The following is a 15,528-nucleotide window of genomic DNA, read 5'->3' as shown; positions in this document are numbered from 1 at the left end:
TTTGTTACCGTCTAATGATGTCTTACTAAAGATATCTTTTTATATGCGATTCTATCCCTTGTAAAGCTTCAGCATCAGTTAATTTTGATATATTAATTGTGCAATAGTCAGATGAATGATAATCTCGCATTTTGAAATCGTATTTCGGATCATAATAGTTAGATAACAAAGAAGTAAAAGCTTCCTTGTAGTCTTTCTTACTAAAGGAATCATCAATTACTAGTTGCGCATCCTTCGAAAGTCTTTTTCTGATACATGCATAAGCTTCAATGATTTCTTCATGGTACATAGTTGGTTTATATTCTTTTTCTATACGTTCTACTCTTTTTTCCATACAATCTACTATTTCAATTACCTGTCCCATTTCCTTTCTCTTTATTAAAAAGGGAGGAACAATAATTTTTCCTATTCGCTTACTTTCTGCCTCTATTATAATAGTCTTTGACTCTACATTCGGATTTAATGCATGAACCAGCTCATATTCGAATTGCTTCTGTGATTGATTAGGTAAACCTATATGTCCAAAGATAGAACCTCGATGATTTGCAAATCCCTCTAAATCAATAACAGGATAATTCTTTTCCTTTAACCTTCTTAACCACTCTGTTTTTCCAGTGCCTGTATTTCCGGCTATAACTATACAGTTCCAATCAACAGTAGAAAAATATTCTAGCTTTTTTCGAACATCCTCTCTGATAGAACGAATTCCTCCAGTGAGCTGAAAAGCATTTATTCCCATCGTTCGCATCATGGAAACAAATGCTCTGCTTCGCATTCCACCACGGGCGCACATTACAACTGGGTGTTTCCCATTGTATCTCTCTTCTAGTTCGATCCACGAGTCATAAAGCTGTGGTAGCTTATTAGCGTAATAAAATAAACCTCTTTTTTTGGCTGCACCTGGACTTACCTGTTTATATATCGTTCCAATTTCTTTTCTTTCTTCATTTGAAAAAAGTGGAACATTAATGGAATTTGGAATATGAAACTCTTCAAATTCTTCTGGGGATCTTACATCAATGACATACATGCTGTTTTTATTTAATTTCGAATATTCAATTTGGGGATGAAAGGTGTTTTCTGTCATATATATTACCTACTTTTAATTAAGAGTTATTCGATATTAAAAAACACCCCTTAAAGGAGTGTTCCTTTTACTTCGTATTATTTTGCATCGCTTTCATCATTTGGTTGATCTTCTTTTGGGATGGATTCATACCCATTTGCATCATCATAATGCGAAGCATTTTTTCATTAATTGGTGGATTCTTCTTCATATAATTCATCATATACTGTCTAGCAATGAAGAAGCCTAGTGCAACCCCTGCTAACAGAGCAATGACACCGACTAAAATATTTACCCACATTTTCCGGTGACCCTCCTTCTTGGTGTTCTCCATAAGTTCATCCATGTAATAACCTTATCCATTATAACCCATAGTCTCGTACAATTAAAGAGCTTGTACAAAAAAACTCGAAATATGACTACAAGTGGTGAACGAATTCTAAAGTTCTTATTGGTTTTAGCCATCCGTAGCGTTTTTCATCAAATTCCATAGCAATAAAATAAGAATGATAAAACCGTAATATTTCAAAAAAACACGCTTCTGCATCATAGGTACCCTCAGAAAATAACGTTATTTTCTTTTCCTCTAAATAAAGTCCAGCTTGACTAGTTTTCCCAGGCATGCGAACAAAGTACTTATTATGGTCCATTGAAAAGCCTGGTGTTTTACTTAGCTTGTTGATAATGATATTGTGTAATTTATTCGTGTTTATATGATTAATAATATAGTCAATTTGTTTATCAGTAACGTCTTTTAATCTTCCCTTTGCATAACGGTTCTCTTTAAATAAATGAAAGATTTTATCCTCTTGTCCAAAGTATTCATTTGCAATTTCGTCTCGGATGATATAAATGTCATATTCTCGCATTATGATCAACCTCCAAGGATTTTCCTACTTCCTTTTATTCTATCTAATAATTAGTAGAAAGTTTGTCATTCCTTGTAGGATAAACTTGACTTATTATGTCGTATTATAATTAGGTATGGCAATTATATGATAGTCTTTCTGATGTTCTTTGCGTCGGGACAACTTGCAGTTTATTTGTGAAGCATATTCTCGTTGTTGGAGTCGCTGCCTTCCACTACTGAATTAATCTTATTTTCAAGGTATACCTTGATGCAAGTATAAAATTTGCACCATGGGGGATGAAAATAACTATTTTTGTCTATACTTCGTTCAACTTTTATCCCGCGTATTTTCAGGGTAGACGAAAGAAAGAGTCGGCCAAAGTTCCCGGAGTAGGAAAAACAACATTTACCGGAATATAGGAGGTCGCCAATGAACCTGCAAAAGGGAAAAAGCAGATTTGCAGGCATATAGAGAGCCGCCAATGAACCTGCAAACCAACAATGCGCAGGATCTCGATCGTTCATCCGTCTTCTTACCTATCACATATCATGAATTTTTAGAATTTCCAGTTGTGGTGCACACTTTATTATCTACCTATGTATAGTGTTGCTCTATAGCTTCATCCGTCGAGACAACGGGTAGTGGATTTGAAGTTTCGTCGATTGAGTCGCTGCCTTTCACTCCAGAATCAATTCTTATTTTCAGGGTAGACAAATATTAAAAAGACTGCCTTTAAATTACTAAAGACAGTCTTCCTCAATTATTATTTTTTCTATTGTTAATATTGGAAACAATTACTGCTCTAAAAGCTGTTTAAATTGCGCTACAACATTTTCAACAGTAAAACCATATTCCTTAACTATTTTATCACCTTTACCAGATGCTCCAAATCCATTGATAGCTAATACAGATCCTTGGTCACCTGTGTATCGTTCCCAACCTAGGTTTGTAGCCATTTCAATTCCTAAACGAACCTTTAAGTTTGGAGGTAGTACTGCATCCTTATATTCCTTGGACTGCTTTTCAAAACGATCCCAGCTTGGCATACTTACGACAGAGACATAGATGCCTTCTTTTTCTAATGCTTTTTGCGCTTCAACTGCTAATGAAACTTCAGACCCTGTTGCTAAAAGAAGTCCGTTTGCATCTCCATTTGCTGCTGAAACGACATATGCACCTTTTTTAACCCCTTCATACGCTGCTTCTTTTGTACCTTCAAGCGTTGGTAATCCTTGTCGAGTGAGGACAAGTGCTGTTGGTTCGTCTGTACTTTCTAAAGCTACTTTCCATGCTGCAACAGTTTCATTACCATCACATGGTCGAATTACAGAAATACCTGGCATAGCTCTTAATGCAGGAAGTTGTTCTACAGGTTCATGTGTAGGACCGTCCTCTCCCACTGCAATACTATCATGTGTAAACACATACGTTACTGGTACACCCATAAGTGCCGATAAACGAACCGCTGGACGTAAGTAGTCAGAGAACACAAAGAATGTAGATGCATAAGGTTTTACTCCACCATGTAAAGCCATGCCATTTGCTGCACATGCCATAGCAAATTCTCTTACACCAAACCAAATATTACGCCCTGCATAATTATTTCTAGAAAAGTCTTCCTCATTCTTTAACATTGTTTTATTGGAAGAAGCAAGGTCTGCCGATCCACCAAACATATAAGGAATATTTTTAGCAAATGCATTTTGTGCTTGTCCCGCTGATTCACGAGTTGCTAATTTATCCCCAACTTCATAAACTGGTAAGTCTTCATCCCACCCTTGTGGAAGCTCACCATTCATGGCTGTTACTAATTGATTTCCTAGCTCTGGGTATTCTTTCTTATAGCTATCAACCAAATCATTCCATTCCTGTTCTTTACGTGAACCCTCTGCAGCTAGTTCTTTGTAATGTTCTCTTACTTCTGCAGGAACATGGAAATCTTCTTCAAATGTCCACTTATAAGCTTCCTTCGTCATTTTTGCTTCTTCTGCTCCAAGTGGTGCACCGTGAGAAGCATTAGAACCACTCTTATTTGGAGATCCATAGCCTATAACCGTTTTCACTTCTATTAAGGTTGGACGTTCATCGTTCTGTGCTGATTCAATTGCTTTTGCAATATCCTCTAGATCATTCCCATCTTCTACACGAATTACTTGCCATCCATACGCATTAAAACGATCTTCCACGCTTTCTGAAAAAGACTGGTGTAAATCTCCATCAAGTGAAATATCATTTGAATCATAAAGAACAACAAGACGACCGAGCTTTAAATGTCCAGCTAATGAAGCAGCCTCAGCTGAAACACCTTCCATTAAATCTCCATCTCCACAAATGCTATATGTAAAATGGTCTACAACATTATATCCTTCTTTATTATAAGTAGCAGCTAAATGTCGTTCAGCCATTGCCATACCAACAGCCATTGCAATTCCTTGTCCTAGTGGACCTGTTGTTGCTTCTACACCTGGTGTATGCTTGTATTCTGGGTGTCCTGGTGTTTTACTTCCCCACTGTCTAAATTCTTTCAAATCATCTAGTGATACGTCGTAACCATGAAGATGTAATAAACTATATAAGAGCATCGATCCATGTCCTGCTGAAAGAACAAAGCGATCACGGTTAAACCATTGTGGGTTATTTGGGTTGTGGTTCATATACTTTGAGAATAATGTATATGCCATCGGTGCTGCCCCCATTGGCATTCCTGGGTGTCCTGAATTAGCTTTTTCAATACTATCAATAGATAAGGTACGTATTGTACCTATAGATAAAGCTTCAATTTTATCTACCATAAAATTAACATTCCTTTCTCTTCGTATGTTGACAATTTCTTTTTACATCATATACTTTCTTTCTATTTAAAACAACACTATTTAACGTATTTTCCTCTAATGTTACTATCGTTTTAACTATATTCTAACAATTTCCTTCAAAAAATATTTTGATTTAAAAAAGAAATGAATTCATTTAGGGTTGACCTACATACAAATAAAAACTTGCACCATGAGGGATGAAAATAATTTTAATCCAATTGGAATGAGTGGAACGACCGAGGAGGCTTGGCAGGTCGTCTGCGGTAAAGAAGACACTGTGATTGCGAACGAAAGTGAAGCAGAGCAGATGTCGCACTTATACCCTTGCGGTGAAAGCGAAGTGGTGTGGAACGAATGTTTAACATAACCTTTATTTGTTAATACTGCTAAGTTCGATAACACTTATTTTCAGGGTAGACCTCCTATGCAAGTGATTATTTTGCAGGAGGATGAAAATATTCTTTCTAAGATGAGTTCATCCGATACCGGTGAACACTTTAACCAGTGGTATAAGTACGACATCCGTCAATTTTTCATGGTGTCTTCTTCACCACACATTGTTAGGGTAATATAAATATAAAAAGATCCCATGATAAATTTACGTCTCATAGGATCCTAATTGTTACTCAATGAAAGGAATCTTTCTTCTTTTCTTCTTTTAGCTTTTCAGGAGTTACATCATTTCCTTTTTCATCCACTACCTTCACTGATTTCAACTGGTTTTTAAATGATTTTCGAACATTTTTTAAATATGCCTCTCGTAATTCTTTCTGTTCCTTTTGTTCTTTAAGCGTCAAGCCTTCTTTTTTAGATTTAGCTGCTAATTCATTTATTCGTTGAAGCTTTTCATTGCTTAACACGACAGTCCCTCCATTACTTTCCTAACATATTAAACATCGTACAAAAGTATTGTCTCTGTTTCAAGTGAAAAATAATAATCATCGTAGTTGTTCACTAATTATTTGAAGCAAAAGTGTGTAACTGTATTGGTACATCTATTTTTTGACCAGGATATATCTTTCCATTTTCAATGTTATTTTCCATGCTAATCCACTCTACTAATTGTTCAATTGGTAATTCATCATCCATTCTATTTTTTGATGCAATGCTCCATATAGAGTCTCCTTCAGAGACAGTCCATTCCGTTGTTATGTAATTTGTTTCTTCCGATGAAGAATCAGCGGAGCTAATTGTAGTCCAACAAAAAAGAGCAATCGATAATATAAGAATACCAACGGAGGCATCAATTTTTCCCATAATACATTTTCCTATTTTCATATATATCACCTCAAGTAGAATGTTTGTTCGTATTCATTCTACCAAGAACACTAGTTCGTGTCAACAATAAAAATAGAACGAACGTTTGTATTCGAAGTACCTACATGGTATAATGTTCCTGTAATTAATTGTTTGTTATTAAAATACATAACGATTTTTAAATAAAGATACTATAGAATGGGGTGTAAATATGACAAATCTCTCAAAACGACAGCAAGATATATTAGATTTCATAAAAGATGAAGTGAAAGTAAAAGGGTATCCACCTTCTGTAAGGGAAATTGGTGAAGCTGTAGGATTAGCATCAAGTTCTACAGTACATGGACATTTATCAAGGCTTGAAAAAAAAGGCCTCATTCGTCGTGACCCTACGAAACCTAGGGCAATTGAAATTATGGGAATGAATGAAGATCGTGTGTCTGAAACCCCATCTATTTATGTACCTGTTATCGGAAAAGTTACAGCTGGACAACCTATAACTGCCATTGAAAATGTGGAGGATTATCTCCCCCTTCCAGCAAGTTTTGTACACGATGAGAATTCATTCATTTTGGAAATTCAAGGGGATTCCATGATTGAAGCGGGAATTTTTGACGGTGATTATGTGGTCGTGCGCCAACAACAAAGTGCCAATAACGGAGACATTGTTGTTGCCATGACAGAAGAGGAAGAAGCAACAGTTAAACGTTTCTTTAAAGAGAGGGATTATATTCGACTTCAACCAGAGAATGCATCATTAGAACCCATCCTCTTAACAAACGTTCATATTTTAGGAAAAGTTATCGGTGTATTTAGATCCATCATCTAAATTTTATTGTCATACTAGTTCTACAAAAAAACGTCTGGATATTCTAGACGTTTTTTTTTATTTTCCAACCTCAAAATTACTATCTTATTAAACCTTATAAAAAGCCTGCTCTCTTAATTATTTTTCACTTCTTTTATATAAAGCTTCCATGTACTTCCCTATTTCTATTAAAAAAGCTTCTTCTTCTGGTGTCAAAATGGTAGGGAACTGAAAATCCATCACCTCTGTTTCCATTAATTCTTGTGCTTTTTCTAGTTGGTCAGCTAGTTCTTCTTTATTTTCAACATGTTTTGTAGCCAACTCTGTCAATTTAATAAGAACCTCAAAAGCTTCAGGGGAATTGGGAGAAACACCGTCCTGTATTACCTTTTTCAATGACGATAACCAATCTAACATTTCCATATCCATTTGTTGCCGTTGCTCTTTTGAAAGATTAAAGAATTCATTAGCGATTTCTTCTGACAAATATTCTTTCGCCCATTCCTTTTGCTCTTCTTCATGTTCCAAATGGAAAAGCAATGATGTTATAACAGTCCAAGTTACTGGCTTCCCTTCTTCGATAATGAGTTGTACACGTTCAACCGCCTCTATAGCTTTATTCAGTTCGTTTCTTTTTTCACACAAGAGTTTATGTTGCATCGGTAAGGAATTTGTCAGTTGCTCAAAAGCATTTGAATCATCCATTATTATACGTTTGATTTCTTGTAATGAGTAACCTAAAAACTTCATTGACTGTATTAGTTGCAATTTCGTCAGTTCTTCTAAACCATACAACCTATGACCAGAACTATTTTGTTTATTAGGAATCAGTAAACCAATTTCTTCATAAAAACGTAACGTTCTTACTGTAATTCTTGCTCGTTTCCCAAATTAACTAATAGTAAAAGCAGGTTCTTTATTTTCCATATTCATCCCTCTTCATCATTATAATTTTAGATTAGCATATGACGTAACGGAAGGAGCAAGGTAGAATTAAAGTCAACAGTCAAAATAAATACTTTGTCAGATATCTTTGTTTTTGGGAGTGATTGGTGACAGGTGTGAGAAGGATTGGCAGAATAAACAGATGTAAAGATTAGATATATATATTTCATACGGAATGGGTTTGAAAAATGATAAACAAAAAACACATGTGATTCCTACTATGTTAGAAATCGCATGTGTTTTTATTTAAAAGGGGATTCAACATGTTAGATTTTCATTAGGTATAAGGAATTGTTGTACTAGCCTTATTCTTTAAAACCATTCCTTAATTTTTCATAAAGATAAACTAAACGATCCTCTAATTGATCCTTTTCTTCATCAACTACTGCATTTGATTTTTCATACCAATTCAACATCATCGTTAATCCATCTGACAATGTCATGTCCATCTTTAGTTGTGGACAGTCTCTTTTTATCTTTCCATTATCATAAATTCCAGCATACATTTTTTCATAATAGATATGTCCAAATAAGTTCGGATCGTATGAAAAAAGAATCTCAGATGGTATGTGAACGATTTTTGCCTCTACACCTAATAGCTTACCAAATTCTAAATAGAGGTCGTCCCACATACGTCTTTCTTCGCTTGTTATATGGTACGATTTCCCATAAGTGTTTTTGTTTCCAAGCACTGCTTCATAGCCCTTTGCTAAGTCAGGAGCAAAGGTAAAGCTCATGGGTCCGGTACCGTCCCCAAACATCACTAATGGCTTTCCCTTTTTTATTCTGTCTATGATGTTATAGTTTTGTCTTAATATCCCTAGATTCTTTCCCCTTTCACCGTAAGTTAAAGAAGGACGAATGATCGTAATGGGTATATCCTCTTCTTCTATCATTTTATTAGCATATCTTTCTACTTCTGCTTTATGAAAAGCATACGGAAAATCTTTGTTGTATGTTAGCGCTTCTTGACCTTCTTGAATCGGTAAGCTATTTAAAGGACGTCTATACGCCGCAACAGATGAAGTGATAATGATCTGTTCCACTTTATTTTTAAATACGCCAATAGTTAACTCGGCATCTTCCACCGTAAAACAAATCATATCAATAACAACGTCAAATTGGTAATTTTTCATCATTCTTTCAAATTCTTCACTGTTCTGTTTGTCACCTATAAATTCTTCTACTTTACCACCATAGTTCAATGGTGTTGTTCCACGATGAAAAATAGAGATGTTATGTCCTTTGGCTAATAATTGTTCTACGATGCAGCTACTTATTACTCCTGTTCCACCGATGATTAATACTTTCACTTAAAAAACCTCCAGTACTTATACCATTTCTTCATAAACAAAATTTCGGATGTAATTATACGTTTCCCTTGCTGCGATCTCAGGGGTTGGAAGACTTAAGCATTCTGCAGATAATGCTCCCTTGTAATCAATTTTTTTCAGTGCATTTATTGTTTCTTCAAAATTATAATGAGCTTGACCGGGGTATTGTCTATTACTATCAGCAATATGAACATGCCCGATACGATTACCTGCTTGAATAATACTTTTGCCAATATCATCTTCCTCTATGTTCATATGGAAGGTATCGATATGCACTTTTAAATACTCAGAATTAAATTGTTCGATATAGTCAACACACTCACTTATTGTATTTAGGAAATCTCCTTCATACCGATTTACTGCTTCTATTACTAATGTAACACCACTCATTTCTGCTATCTGTAAGCATTCTCGTAAATTATTATTTAGACTAGATACATAAGATTCATAGCTTTCATTATCCTTAATAAGTCCTTTAATGAGACCAATAATGACGACACATTCTAATTCTTTCCCTAATTGAATAAAATCTTTCATTCTATTAACAGCTTCTTTTTGCACTGACATATCGTTGCTTGTTAAAGATAAGCCTTCTCTTACATAGGCTAATCCTGTCCCTATAGAAGAGATGGAGATATCAAGCTCTTTGCATACTTTCTTTATTTCTGGAATGTTAATATCATTGGGGTCTGAAAGGTGCAATTCTACTGCGTCATAACCAATTTTTGCTGCATCTTTAATCATTTCTATATAATCTCCTCTTAAGACAAACGGAGCTTGCTGAGACGCTTCATTTACAACAGTTATTGCTAATTTCATAAATTCACCACTCCTAAAAGTTTTGTATCAAATCCTGATGAAAATTTAAGTAACTATACAGTGTATTTCCACTTCAATTGATTAATAACTTTTCTCATGATGACATAATGATAATTCCAGCTGCGAAGTTATTTAGTAATACAATCATTAAATGGTATCGCTTTCATTTTTTCGTATATTTGCAATTATATAAAAAGTAACTACTAGTGAATATGTTAAGTACTTTTATAATCGCAATTTTATTCACCTTATTCAAAAAATGTTGTCACCTCCTAAAAAAAGATAATGATTAAAATCTAGTATGGTAGTTCCCTATAGTTTACTGAATTTTATTACAAATTACAAGTGTGATATATCAGATGTCTATTTTTTGACAATATTTTCGTATTGATTAATATAGACAAATTCTGAAGAATAAAATTAAAAACCCTCAATGCAATGTGCATCAAGGGTTTCTTCTCTTAGTAAGTCGTCATATATTGTTCTCTTTCCCAAGGGTGAACTTGAGTGCGGAACATATCCCATTCGATTTCTTTCGCTTCGATGAAGTGTTCTAAAACGTGTTCACCTAAAGAGCTAACAATTATTTCATCTTTACTTAAAGCTACTAGAGCTTCTTTTAATGTTGCAGGAAGTGCATCGATACCTTCTGCTAATCGTTCTTTCTCATCCATTACATAAATATTTCTGTCCGTTGCTGCAGGAGGAGTAAGCTTATTACGTACACCGTCTAATCCAGCAGAAAGCATAGCTGCCATTGCAAGATAAGGATTAGCTGATGGGTCTGGACTACGTACTTCTATTCGAGTACTTAACCCTCTTGAAGAAGGAATTCTCACTAGTGGAGAACGGTTTCTCATTGACCAAGCAACGTAACAAGGTGCTTCGTATCCAGGTACTAATCGCTTATAAGAGTTAACTGTTGGGTTCGTAATTGCAGTAAATGCTTTTGCATGCTTTAAGATACCTGCAAGGAATTGTAATGCAGTCTCACTTAATTGACCAGGCGCGTCTGCATCATAGAATGCATTTTCTTTTCCACGGAATAAAGACATGTTAGCATGCATCCCGCTTCCATTTACGCCAAATAATGGTTTTGGCATAAATGTAGCATGTAAGCCGTGTTTATGTGCAATTGTTTTAACAACTAGTTTAAATGTTTGTATATTATCACATGTTGTAATTGCATCTGCATATTTAAAGTCAATTTCATGTTGACCTGGTGCTACCTCATGATGGGATGCCTCAATTTCAAATCCCATATCTTCTAATTCAAGAACGATATCACGACGGCAGTTTTCCCCTAAGTCAACTGGTGCTAAGTCAAAGTATCCACCTTTATCGTTAAGTTCTAATGTAGGTTCACCTTTTTCATCTGTTTTGAAAAGAAAGAACTCTGGTTCAGGTCCAATGTTAAAGTCTGTAAAGCCAAGTGCTTCCGCTTCTTCTAATACTTTCTTTAATGCTCCACGTGGGTCACCAGCGAATGGTGTGCCATCTGGATTATAAACGTCACAGATTAAACGAGCAACTTTTCCTTTCTCCTGAGACCAAGGGAAGATAACCCAAGTATCAAGATCTGGATATAAGTACATATCGGATTCTTCAATTCGTACGAATCCTTCGATAGAAGATCCATCAAACATCATTAAATTATCTAATGCTTTTGGAAGCTGATCCACTGGAATTTCTACATTTTTAATAATCCCTAATAAGTCAGTAAATTGTAATCTGATGTAACGTACGTTTTCCTCTTTTGCCATTGATAAAATGTCTTCTTTTGAATATTTGCTCATTTCTTTTTTTCCTCCTTAGATAAATAACTCTATTTCGAAGTTCAACAGGGTTGTCTTTAAGCCCTAGCACCTTCGGAAACCGAACTTATTAATGGATTAATAACATTAAGTTCGTGTTTCTCTGTCGTTATGTATATAGTAACGAAGAAAAGATGCTTTGTGTTAATTGATGTCAGATTTTCTGACATGGTAATTTTTCTTACATTCATCGTTAACAATTGCTAAATCCTTGTCTCTCAAGGATTCTAGGGAAAATTTATTATTAGAAATTTATAAGAAAAAATTATTAACATTATTTTTTCTAAAGTTATTATTTACCATTATTTATCATTACTTGTTAATATATTCTAAACTATTCCAAAAACCCCTTTTCAAACAGGGAAGAGATAGCATCAACAACTCCTATTTTCACATGCTCGTAAGTTAAGCCACCTTGAACATAGGCTGTATATGGTGGGCGAATAGGTCCATCAGCAGTAAACTCTATGCTGGCTCCTTGAATAAATGTTCCAGCAGCCATAATGACATCGTCTTCGTACCCAGGCATAGGACTTGGTTGTGGTAATACGTGAGCATCCACAGGTGATGAAGCTTGAATAGCTTGACAAAAAGCAATCATTGCCTCTTTTGTTGGAAATGACACAGCTTGTATTAAGTCTGTTCGAGAATCATTCCATGCAGGCGTAGTATCCATGCCTATATCTGATAAGATCTTAGAAGTAAACATGGCTCCTTTTACTGCTTGATTAACCACATGAGGGGCTAAAAATAACCCTTGATACATTTCTAATAAACTATATAAGGATGCTCCTCCTTTAAGACCAATTCCCGGTGCTGTTAATCGAAATGCACATTTCTCAATAAGATTTTCCTTACCTACAAGATAGCCTCCAGTTTTTACAATTCCCCCACCAGGATTTTTTATTAATGAACCAGCAACAAGGTCGGCCCCTACATGGCACGGCTCTTGTAATTCAACAAATTCCCCATAGCAATTGTCTACAAAAACGATGAGATCTTTATTTACTTCTTTAATAAAACGACACATTTCTCCAATTTGATCTACAGTAAAGGAAGGACGATTGTCATAACCTTTCGATCGTTGAATACCAATAACTTTCGTTCTTTCATTTATCTTATTTTGCACATTTTCAAAATCAATCGATCCATCCTTTAATGGAACATCTTCATATGAAATACCAAACTCTTTTAGGGATCCATTTAATTCTCCTCGAACACCTATTACTTCTTCTAAGGTGTCGTATGGTTTACCTGTAATATAGAGTAGTTCGTCATTCGGCCTTAGGACTCCAAATAAAGCTGTACTTATTGCATGTGTACCAGAGACTATTTGAGGACGAACAATTGCCTTTTCTCCCCCAAATACTTGAGCATAGATTTTTTCAAGGGTCTCTCTACCAACATCATCATATCCGTATCCAGTAGAAGGCTGAAAATGAAACTCTGATACTTCGTTATCTCGGAATGCTCTAAGTACTTTCCGTTGATTGGCTTCACTGATTCTCTCTCGTTTCCTAAACATCGGTTGTAGCTCTTCTTCTGCATTTATTATAAATGATTCTAACTTTTTAGTTACGTTCTCCATCTTCTTCTCCTCTATTTGTTCTACTTTGCATTTCATTATATATTGCTGATGATAAAGGGGCATATCCCCTAATAACATACTCTTCCTTCTCTTCATGGAACTGTCGTTCTATTTGAATTGTCTCTTTCTGAATTCGGTGTAACCATTTCCCTTCATACGCTGGAATATGAACAATGTAAGGTGAAAATGTTTCCTCCATCACAGCTTCAATTTTTTCTTTAAGCTTGTCCAAGTCATCTTCTTTAATAGTACTTATCAAAACGGAAGGTCCGTCAGCATACGAAAAGAAATCTTCCGTTAATAAATCTCGCTTATTGTAAACCGTAAGCATAGGTATCTGTTCTGCTGACAAATCCTTTAATAATTGTTGGACTGTTCTTTCATGATTTGGATGGTCTGGATTAGCAGCATCTACTACATGTAAAATTAAATCTGCTTCTTGCACTTCCTCTAATGTAGATCGAAAGGCTGCAATTAATGCCGTTGGAAGCTGTTGGATAAAGCCTACAGTGTCAGTTAATAGGACTTCCATGCCAGATGGGAGCTTTATTTTTTTTGTCGTAGGATCAAGGGTTGCAAACAATTGGTCTTCTACGTATACATCAGCTTGAGACAGTTTATGTAATAGTGTCGATTTCCCTGCGTTTGTATAACCAACAAGTGATATCTGATAGGATTGGTTCTTTTTCCTTCGGCTGCGATATCGATTACGATGGGAAACAATTTGTTCTAATTGATGACGAATATCTGTCATTCTAGACCGAATGTGTCTCTGATCTACCTCTAATTGCGTTTCACCTGGACCCCTCGTTCCAATTCCACCGCCTAATCTCGATAACATATGACCTTGACCTCTAAGTCTTGGCAGTAAATAGTTAAGTTGAGCTAATTCCACTTGAAGCTTACCTTCTTTTGATCGCGCACGCTTTGCGAATATATCTAAAATAAGCTGGGTTCGGTCTATTATTTTCACATCAATTTTTGTCGTTAGATTTCTAAGCTGGGATGGAGAGAGCTCATCATTAAAAATAACGAGCTCTATTTCCTTCTCTTCTATGATCAGCTCTAACTCCTCGACTTTCCCTCTACCTATATACGTGGCTTTATCTGGATGCTCACGATTTTGTGTCATTTCCATTACGACGACTCCACCTGCTGTACTTGTGAGTGCTTCTAATTCTTCCATTCTATAGAGAAAATCTTCCTCAACCGTTTTTTGTGTCTTTAATCCTACGATTAGTACTCGTTCTTTTTTTGAAATCGATTTATCTTCCAAGATAAGTCCCTCCATTAGTCCATCTTTACATCTGTATCAAAGTAAGCGTGAGATAAATCTATACCCTTTAATGTCATAAGATCTTCTTTTTTATACTTCCCTTCTTCTAATAAACGAACAGCTTGGTTTCGAATGGATCGTTCCAATAAATTTCGAATGAAACGTCCATTACTAAAATGTTCTTCATCCTTATCTTTCGTTATTTTTAAAATATCCTGTAAAGTAGCTTCTGCGCGACTATCTAATTGATAATCTCTTTCTTTAACCATTTTTCTAGCCATTTTTGTTAATTCATCTATTGTATAATTCGGAAATGTAACCTTCATTGGAAAACGAGAAGGTAAACCAGGATTTAATTTTAAAAAGCGATCCATTTCTTTAGGATAACCAGCTAAAATTAAAACAAACGAATGCTGTTGATCCTCCATTGCTTTTACAAGAGTATCGATAGCTTCCTTTCCAAAGTCTTTTTCTCCTCCTCGCGCCAATGAGTAAGCTTCATCTACAAATAAAATACCACCTATAGCTTTTTTTACTAATTCTCTCGTTTTTTGTGCTGTATGGCCAATGTACTCCCCAACAAGATCAGCACGTTCTGCTTCGATTAAATGTCCTTTTTCAAGTACACCCATATCACGAAAAAGCTTAGCTATTAGACGAGCTACCGTTGTTTTCCCAGTCCCAGGGTTCCCTTTAAAAACCATATGAAATACTTGTTTCCCTGCAATTAAACCTTCTTCTTGGCGTTTTTGGTTTAAGTAAATCCATGCATAGATTTCCTTCATAAATTGTTTAATTGTAGATAGACCTATAAACTCATCTAATTCCTGTTGAACCTGTTTATAAGCCATGTGTTCTGGTTTTTCTAACATGTCCGATTCTTGATGGGAGAGTAGAGGATCTTCTTCTGTCTGTTTTTTTAGAACGATATTAATTTGCCCTCTTTTTCTCATTCTT

At 35.4% G+C, this 15,528-nt stretch carries 14 protein-coding genes; 1 reads left to right on the top strand and 13 read right to left on the bottom strand.

What is annotated here, in order from left to right; genetic code table 11:
• Positions 1-25 precede the first annotated feature (25 nt).
• The 6 genes from mnmH to yneA form a co-directional block, all read right to left on the bottom strand.
• A complete protein-coding gene (mnmH, locus tag QA612_RS16450; RefSeq protein WP_278284903.1) occupies positions 26-1,087 on the bottom strand; it encodes a tRNA 2-selenouridine(34) synthase MnmH in 1,062 nt (353 codons plus the stop codon).
• A 67-nt stretch (positions 1,088-1,154) separates the two neighbouring features.
• Positions 1,155-1,367 (bottom strand): YneF family protein, encoded by a 213-nt coding sequence (locus tag QA612_RS16445; protein ID WP_278284902.1) that lies wholly within the window; start codon positions 1,365-1,367, stop codon positions 1,155-1,157.
• 118 nt (positions 1,368-1,485) lie between these two features.
• Positions 1,486-1,935, bottom strand: a complete 450-nt coding sequence (sirA, locus tag QA612_RS16440) for a sporulation inhibitor of replication protein SirA (protein ID WP_278284901.1) — start codon at positions 1,933-1,935, stop codon at positions 1,486-1,488.
• A gap of 776 nt (positions 1,936-2,711) precedes the next feature.
• Positions 2,712-4,709: a transketolase gene (gene tkt, locus QA612_RS16435; RefSeq protein ID WP_278284900.1), complete on the bottom strand. Its 1,998-nt coding sequence runs from the start codon at positions 4,707-4,709 to the stop codon at positions 2,712-2,714.
• Positions 4,710-5,356: 647 nt separating this feature from the next.
• On the bottom strand, positions 5,357-5,590 hold the full coding sequence (locus QA612_RS16430; protein ID WP_278284899.1) for a DUF896 domain-containing protein: 234 nt from the start codon (positions 5,588-5,590) through the stop codon (positions 5,357-5,359).
• Between the two features lie 94 nt (positions 5,591-5,684).
• A complete protein-coding gene (gene yneA / locus QA612_RS16425; protein WP_278284898.1) occupies positions 5,685-6,008 on the bottom strand; it encodes a cell division suppressor protein YneA in 324 nt (107 codons plus the stop codon).
• 190 nt (positions 6,009-6,198) lie between these two features.
• Here yneA and lexA point away from each other — a divergent pair, with 190 nt between their 5' ends.
• A complete protein-coding gene (lexA, locus tag QA612_RS16420) occupies positions 6,199-6,816 on the top strand; it encodes a transcriptional repressor LexA (RefSeq protein ID WP_278284897.1) in 618 nt (205 codons plus the stop codon).
• A 117-nt stretch (positions 6,817-6,933) separates the two neighbouring features.
• Here the strand turns inward: lexA and QA612_RS16415 are convergent, their stop codons facing one another.
• The 7 genes from QA612_RS16415 to spoVK all read right to left on the bottom strand — a co-directional run bounded on the left by QA612_RS16415 (position 6,934) and on the right by spoVK (position 15,524).
• Positions 6,934-7,668, bottom strand: a complete 735-nt coding sequence (locus QA612_RS16415) for a MerR family transcriptional regulator (protein WP_278284950.1) — start codon at positions 7,666-7,668, stop codon at positions 6,934-6,936.
• A gap of 377 nt (positions 7,669-8,045) precedes the next feature.
• Positions 8,046-9,053, bottom strand: coding sequence for an NAD-dependent epimerase/dehydratase family protein (locus QA612_RS16410; RefSeq protein WP_278284896.1), 1,008 nt, complete (start codon positions 9,051-9,053; stop codon positions 8,046-8,048).
• A gap of 18 nt (positions 9,054-9,071) precedes the next feature.
• Positions 9,072-9,893 (bottom strand): sugar phosphate isomerase/epimerase family protein, encoded by an 822-nt coding sequence (locus tag QA612_RS16405; RefSeq protein WP_278284895.1) that lies wholly within the window; start codon positions 9,891-9,893, stop codon positions 9,072-9,074.
• 461 nt (positions 9,894-10,354) lie between these two features.
• A complete protein-coding gene (gene glnA, locus QA612_RS16400) occupies positions 10,355-11,689 on the bottom strand; it encodes a type I glutamate--ammonia ligase (RefSeq protein WP_278284894.1) in 1,335 nt (444 codons plus the stop codon).
• Between the two features lie 352 nt (positions 11,690-12,041).
• Positions 12,042-13,295 carry a methionine gamma-lyase family protein gene (locus QA612_RS16395; RefSeq protein WP_278284893.1) on the bottom strand — a complete coding sequence of 418 codons (1,254 nt, stop codon included), beginning with the start codon at positions 13,293-13,295 and terminating at the stop codon, positions 12,042-12,044.
• Positions 13,279-14,586 carry a GTPase HflX gene (hflX, locus tag QA612_RS16390; RefSeq protein ID WP_278284892.1) on the bottom strand — a complete coding sequence of 436 codons (1,308 nt, stop codon included), beginning with the start codon at positions 14,584-14,586 and terminating at the stop codon, positions 13,279-13,281. Before hflX ends, QA612_RS16395 begins: the two co-directional genes overlap by 17 nt.
• Positions 14,586-15,524 carry a stage V sporulation protein K gene (gene spoVK, locus QA612_RS16385; RefSeq protein ID WP_278284949.1) on the bottom strand — a complete coding sequence of 313 codons (939 nt, stop codon included), beginning with the start codon at positions 15,522-15,524 and terminating at the stop codon, positions 14,586-14,588. Before spoVK ends, hflX begins: the two co-directional genes overlap by 1 nt.
• Positions 15,525-15,528 lie beyond the last annotated feature (4 nt).

Origin of the sequence: Evansella sp. AB-P1 (assembly GCF_029688925.1) — a bacterium.
Classification (GTDB): domain Bacteria; phylum Bacillota; class Bacilli; order Bacillales; family Salisediminibacteriaceae; genus Evansella.
This window is presented reverse-complemented; position numbering and strand designations above follow the sequence as displayed.

What these genes read in the sequence shown, in the direction of transcription:
- mnmH (WP_278284903.1), bottom strand. Translation starts at nt 1,087, where the DNA reads ATGACAGAAAACACCTTTCATCCCCAAATTGAATATTCGAAATTAAAT.
- QA612_RS16445 (WP_278284902.1), bottom strand. Translation starts at nt 1,367, where the DNA reads ATGTGGGTAAATATTTTAGTCGGTGTCATTGCTCTGTTAGCAGGGGTT.
- sirA (WP_278284901.1), bottom strand. Translation starts at nt 1,935, where the DNA reads ATGCGAGAATATGACATTTATATCATCCGAGACGAAATTGCAAATGAA.
- tkt (WP_278284900.1), bottom strand. Translation starts at nt 4,709, where the DNA reads ATGGTAGATAAAATTGAAGCTTTATCTATAGGTACAATACGTACCTTA.
- yneA (WP_278284898.1), bottom strand. Translation starts at nt 6,008, where the DNA reads ATGAAAATAGGAAAATGTATTATGGGAAAAATTGATGCCTCCGTTGGT.
- lexA (WP_278284897.1), top strand. Translation starts at nt 6,199, where the DNA reads ATGACAAATCTCTCAAAACGACAGCAAGATATATTAGATTTCATAAAA.
- QA612_RS16405 (WP_278284895.1), bottom strand. Translation starts at nt 9,893, where the DNA reads ATGAAATTAGCAATAACTGTTGTAAATGAAGCGTCTCAGCAAGCTCCG.
- glnA (WP_278284894.1), bottom strand. Translation starts at nt 11,689, where the DNA reads ATGAGCAAATATTCAAAAGAAGACATTTTATCAATGGCAAAAGAGGAA.
- QA612_RS16395 (WP_278284893.1), bottom strand. Translation starts at nt 13,295, where the DNA reads ATGGAGAACGTAACTAAAAAGTTAGAATCATTTATAATAAATGCAGAA.
- hflX (WP_278284892.1), bottom strand. Translation starts at nt 14,586, where the DNA reads ATGGAGGGACTTATCTTGGAAGATAAATCGATTTCAAAAAAAGAACGA.
- spoVK (WP_278284949.1), bottom strand. Translation starts at nt 15,524, where the DNA reads ATGAGAAAAAGAGGGCAAATTAATATCGTTCTAAAAAAACAGACAGAA.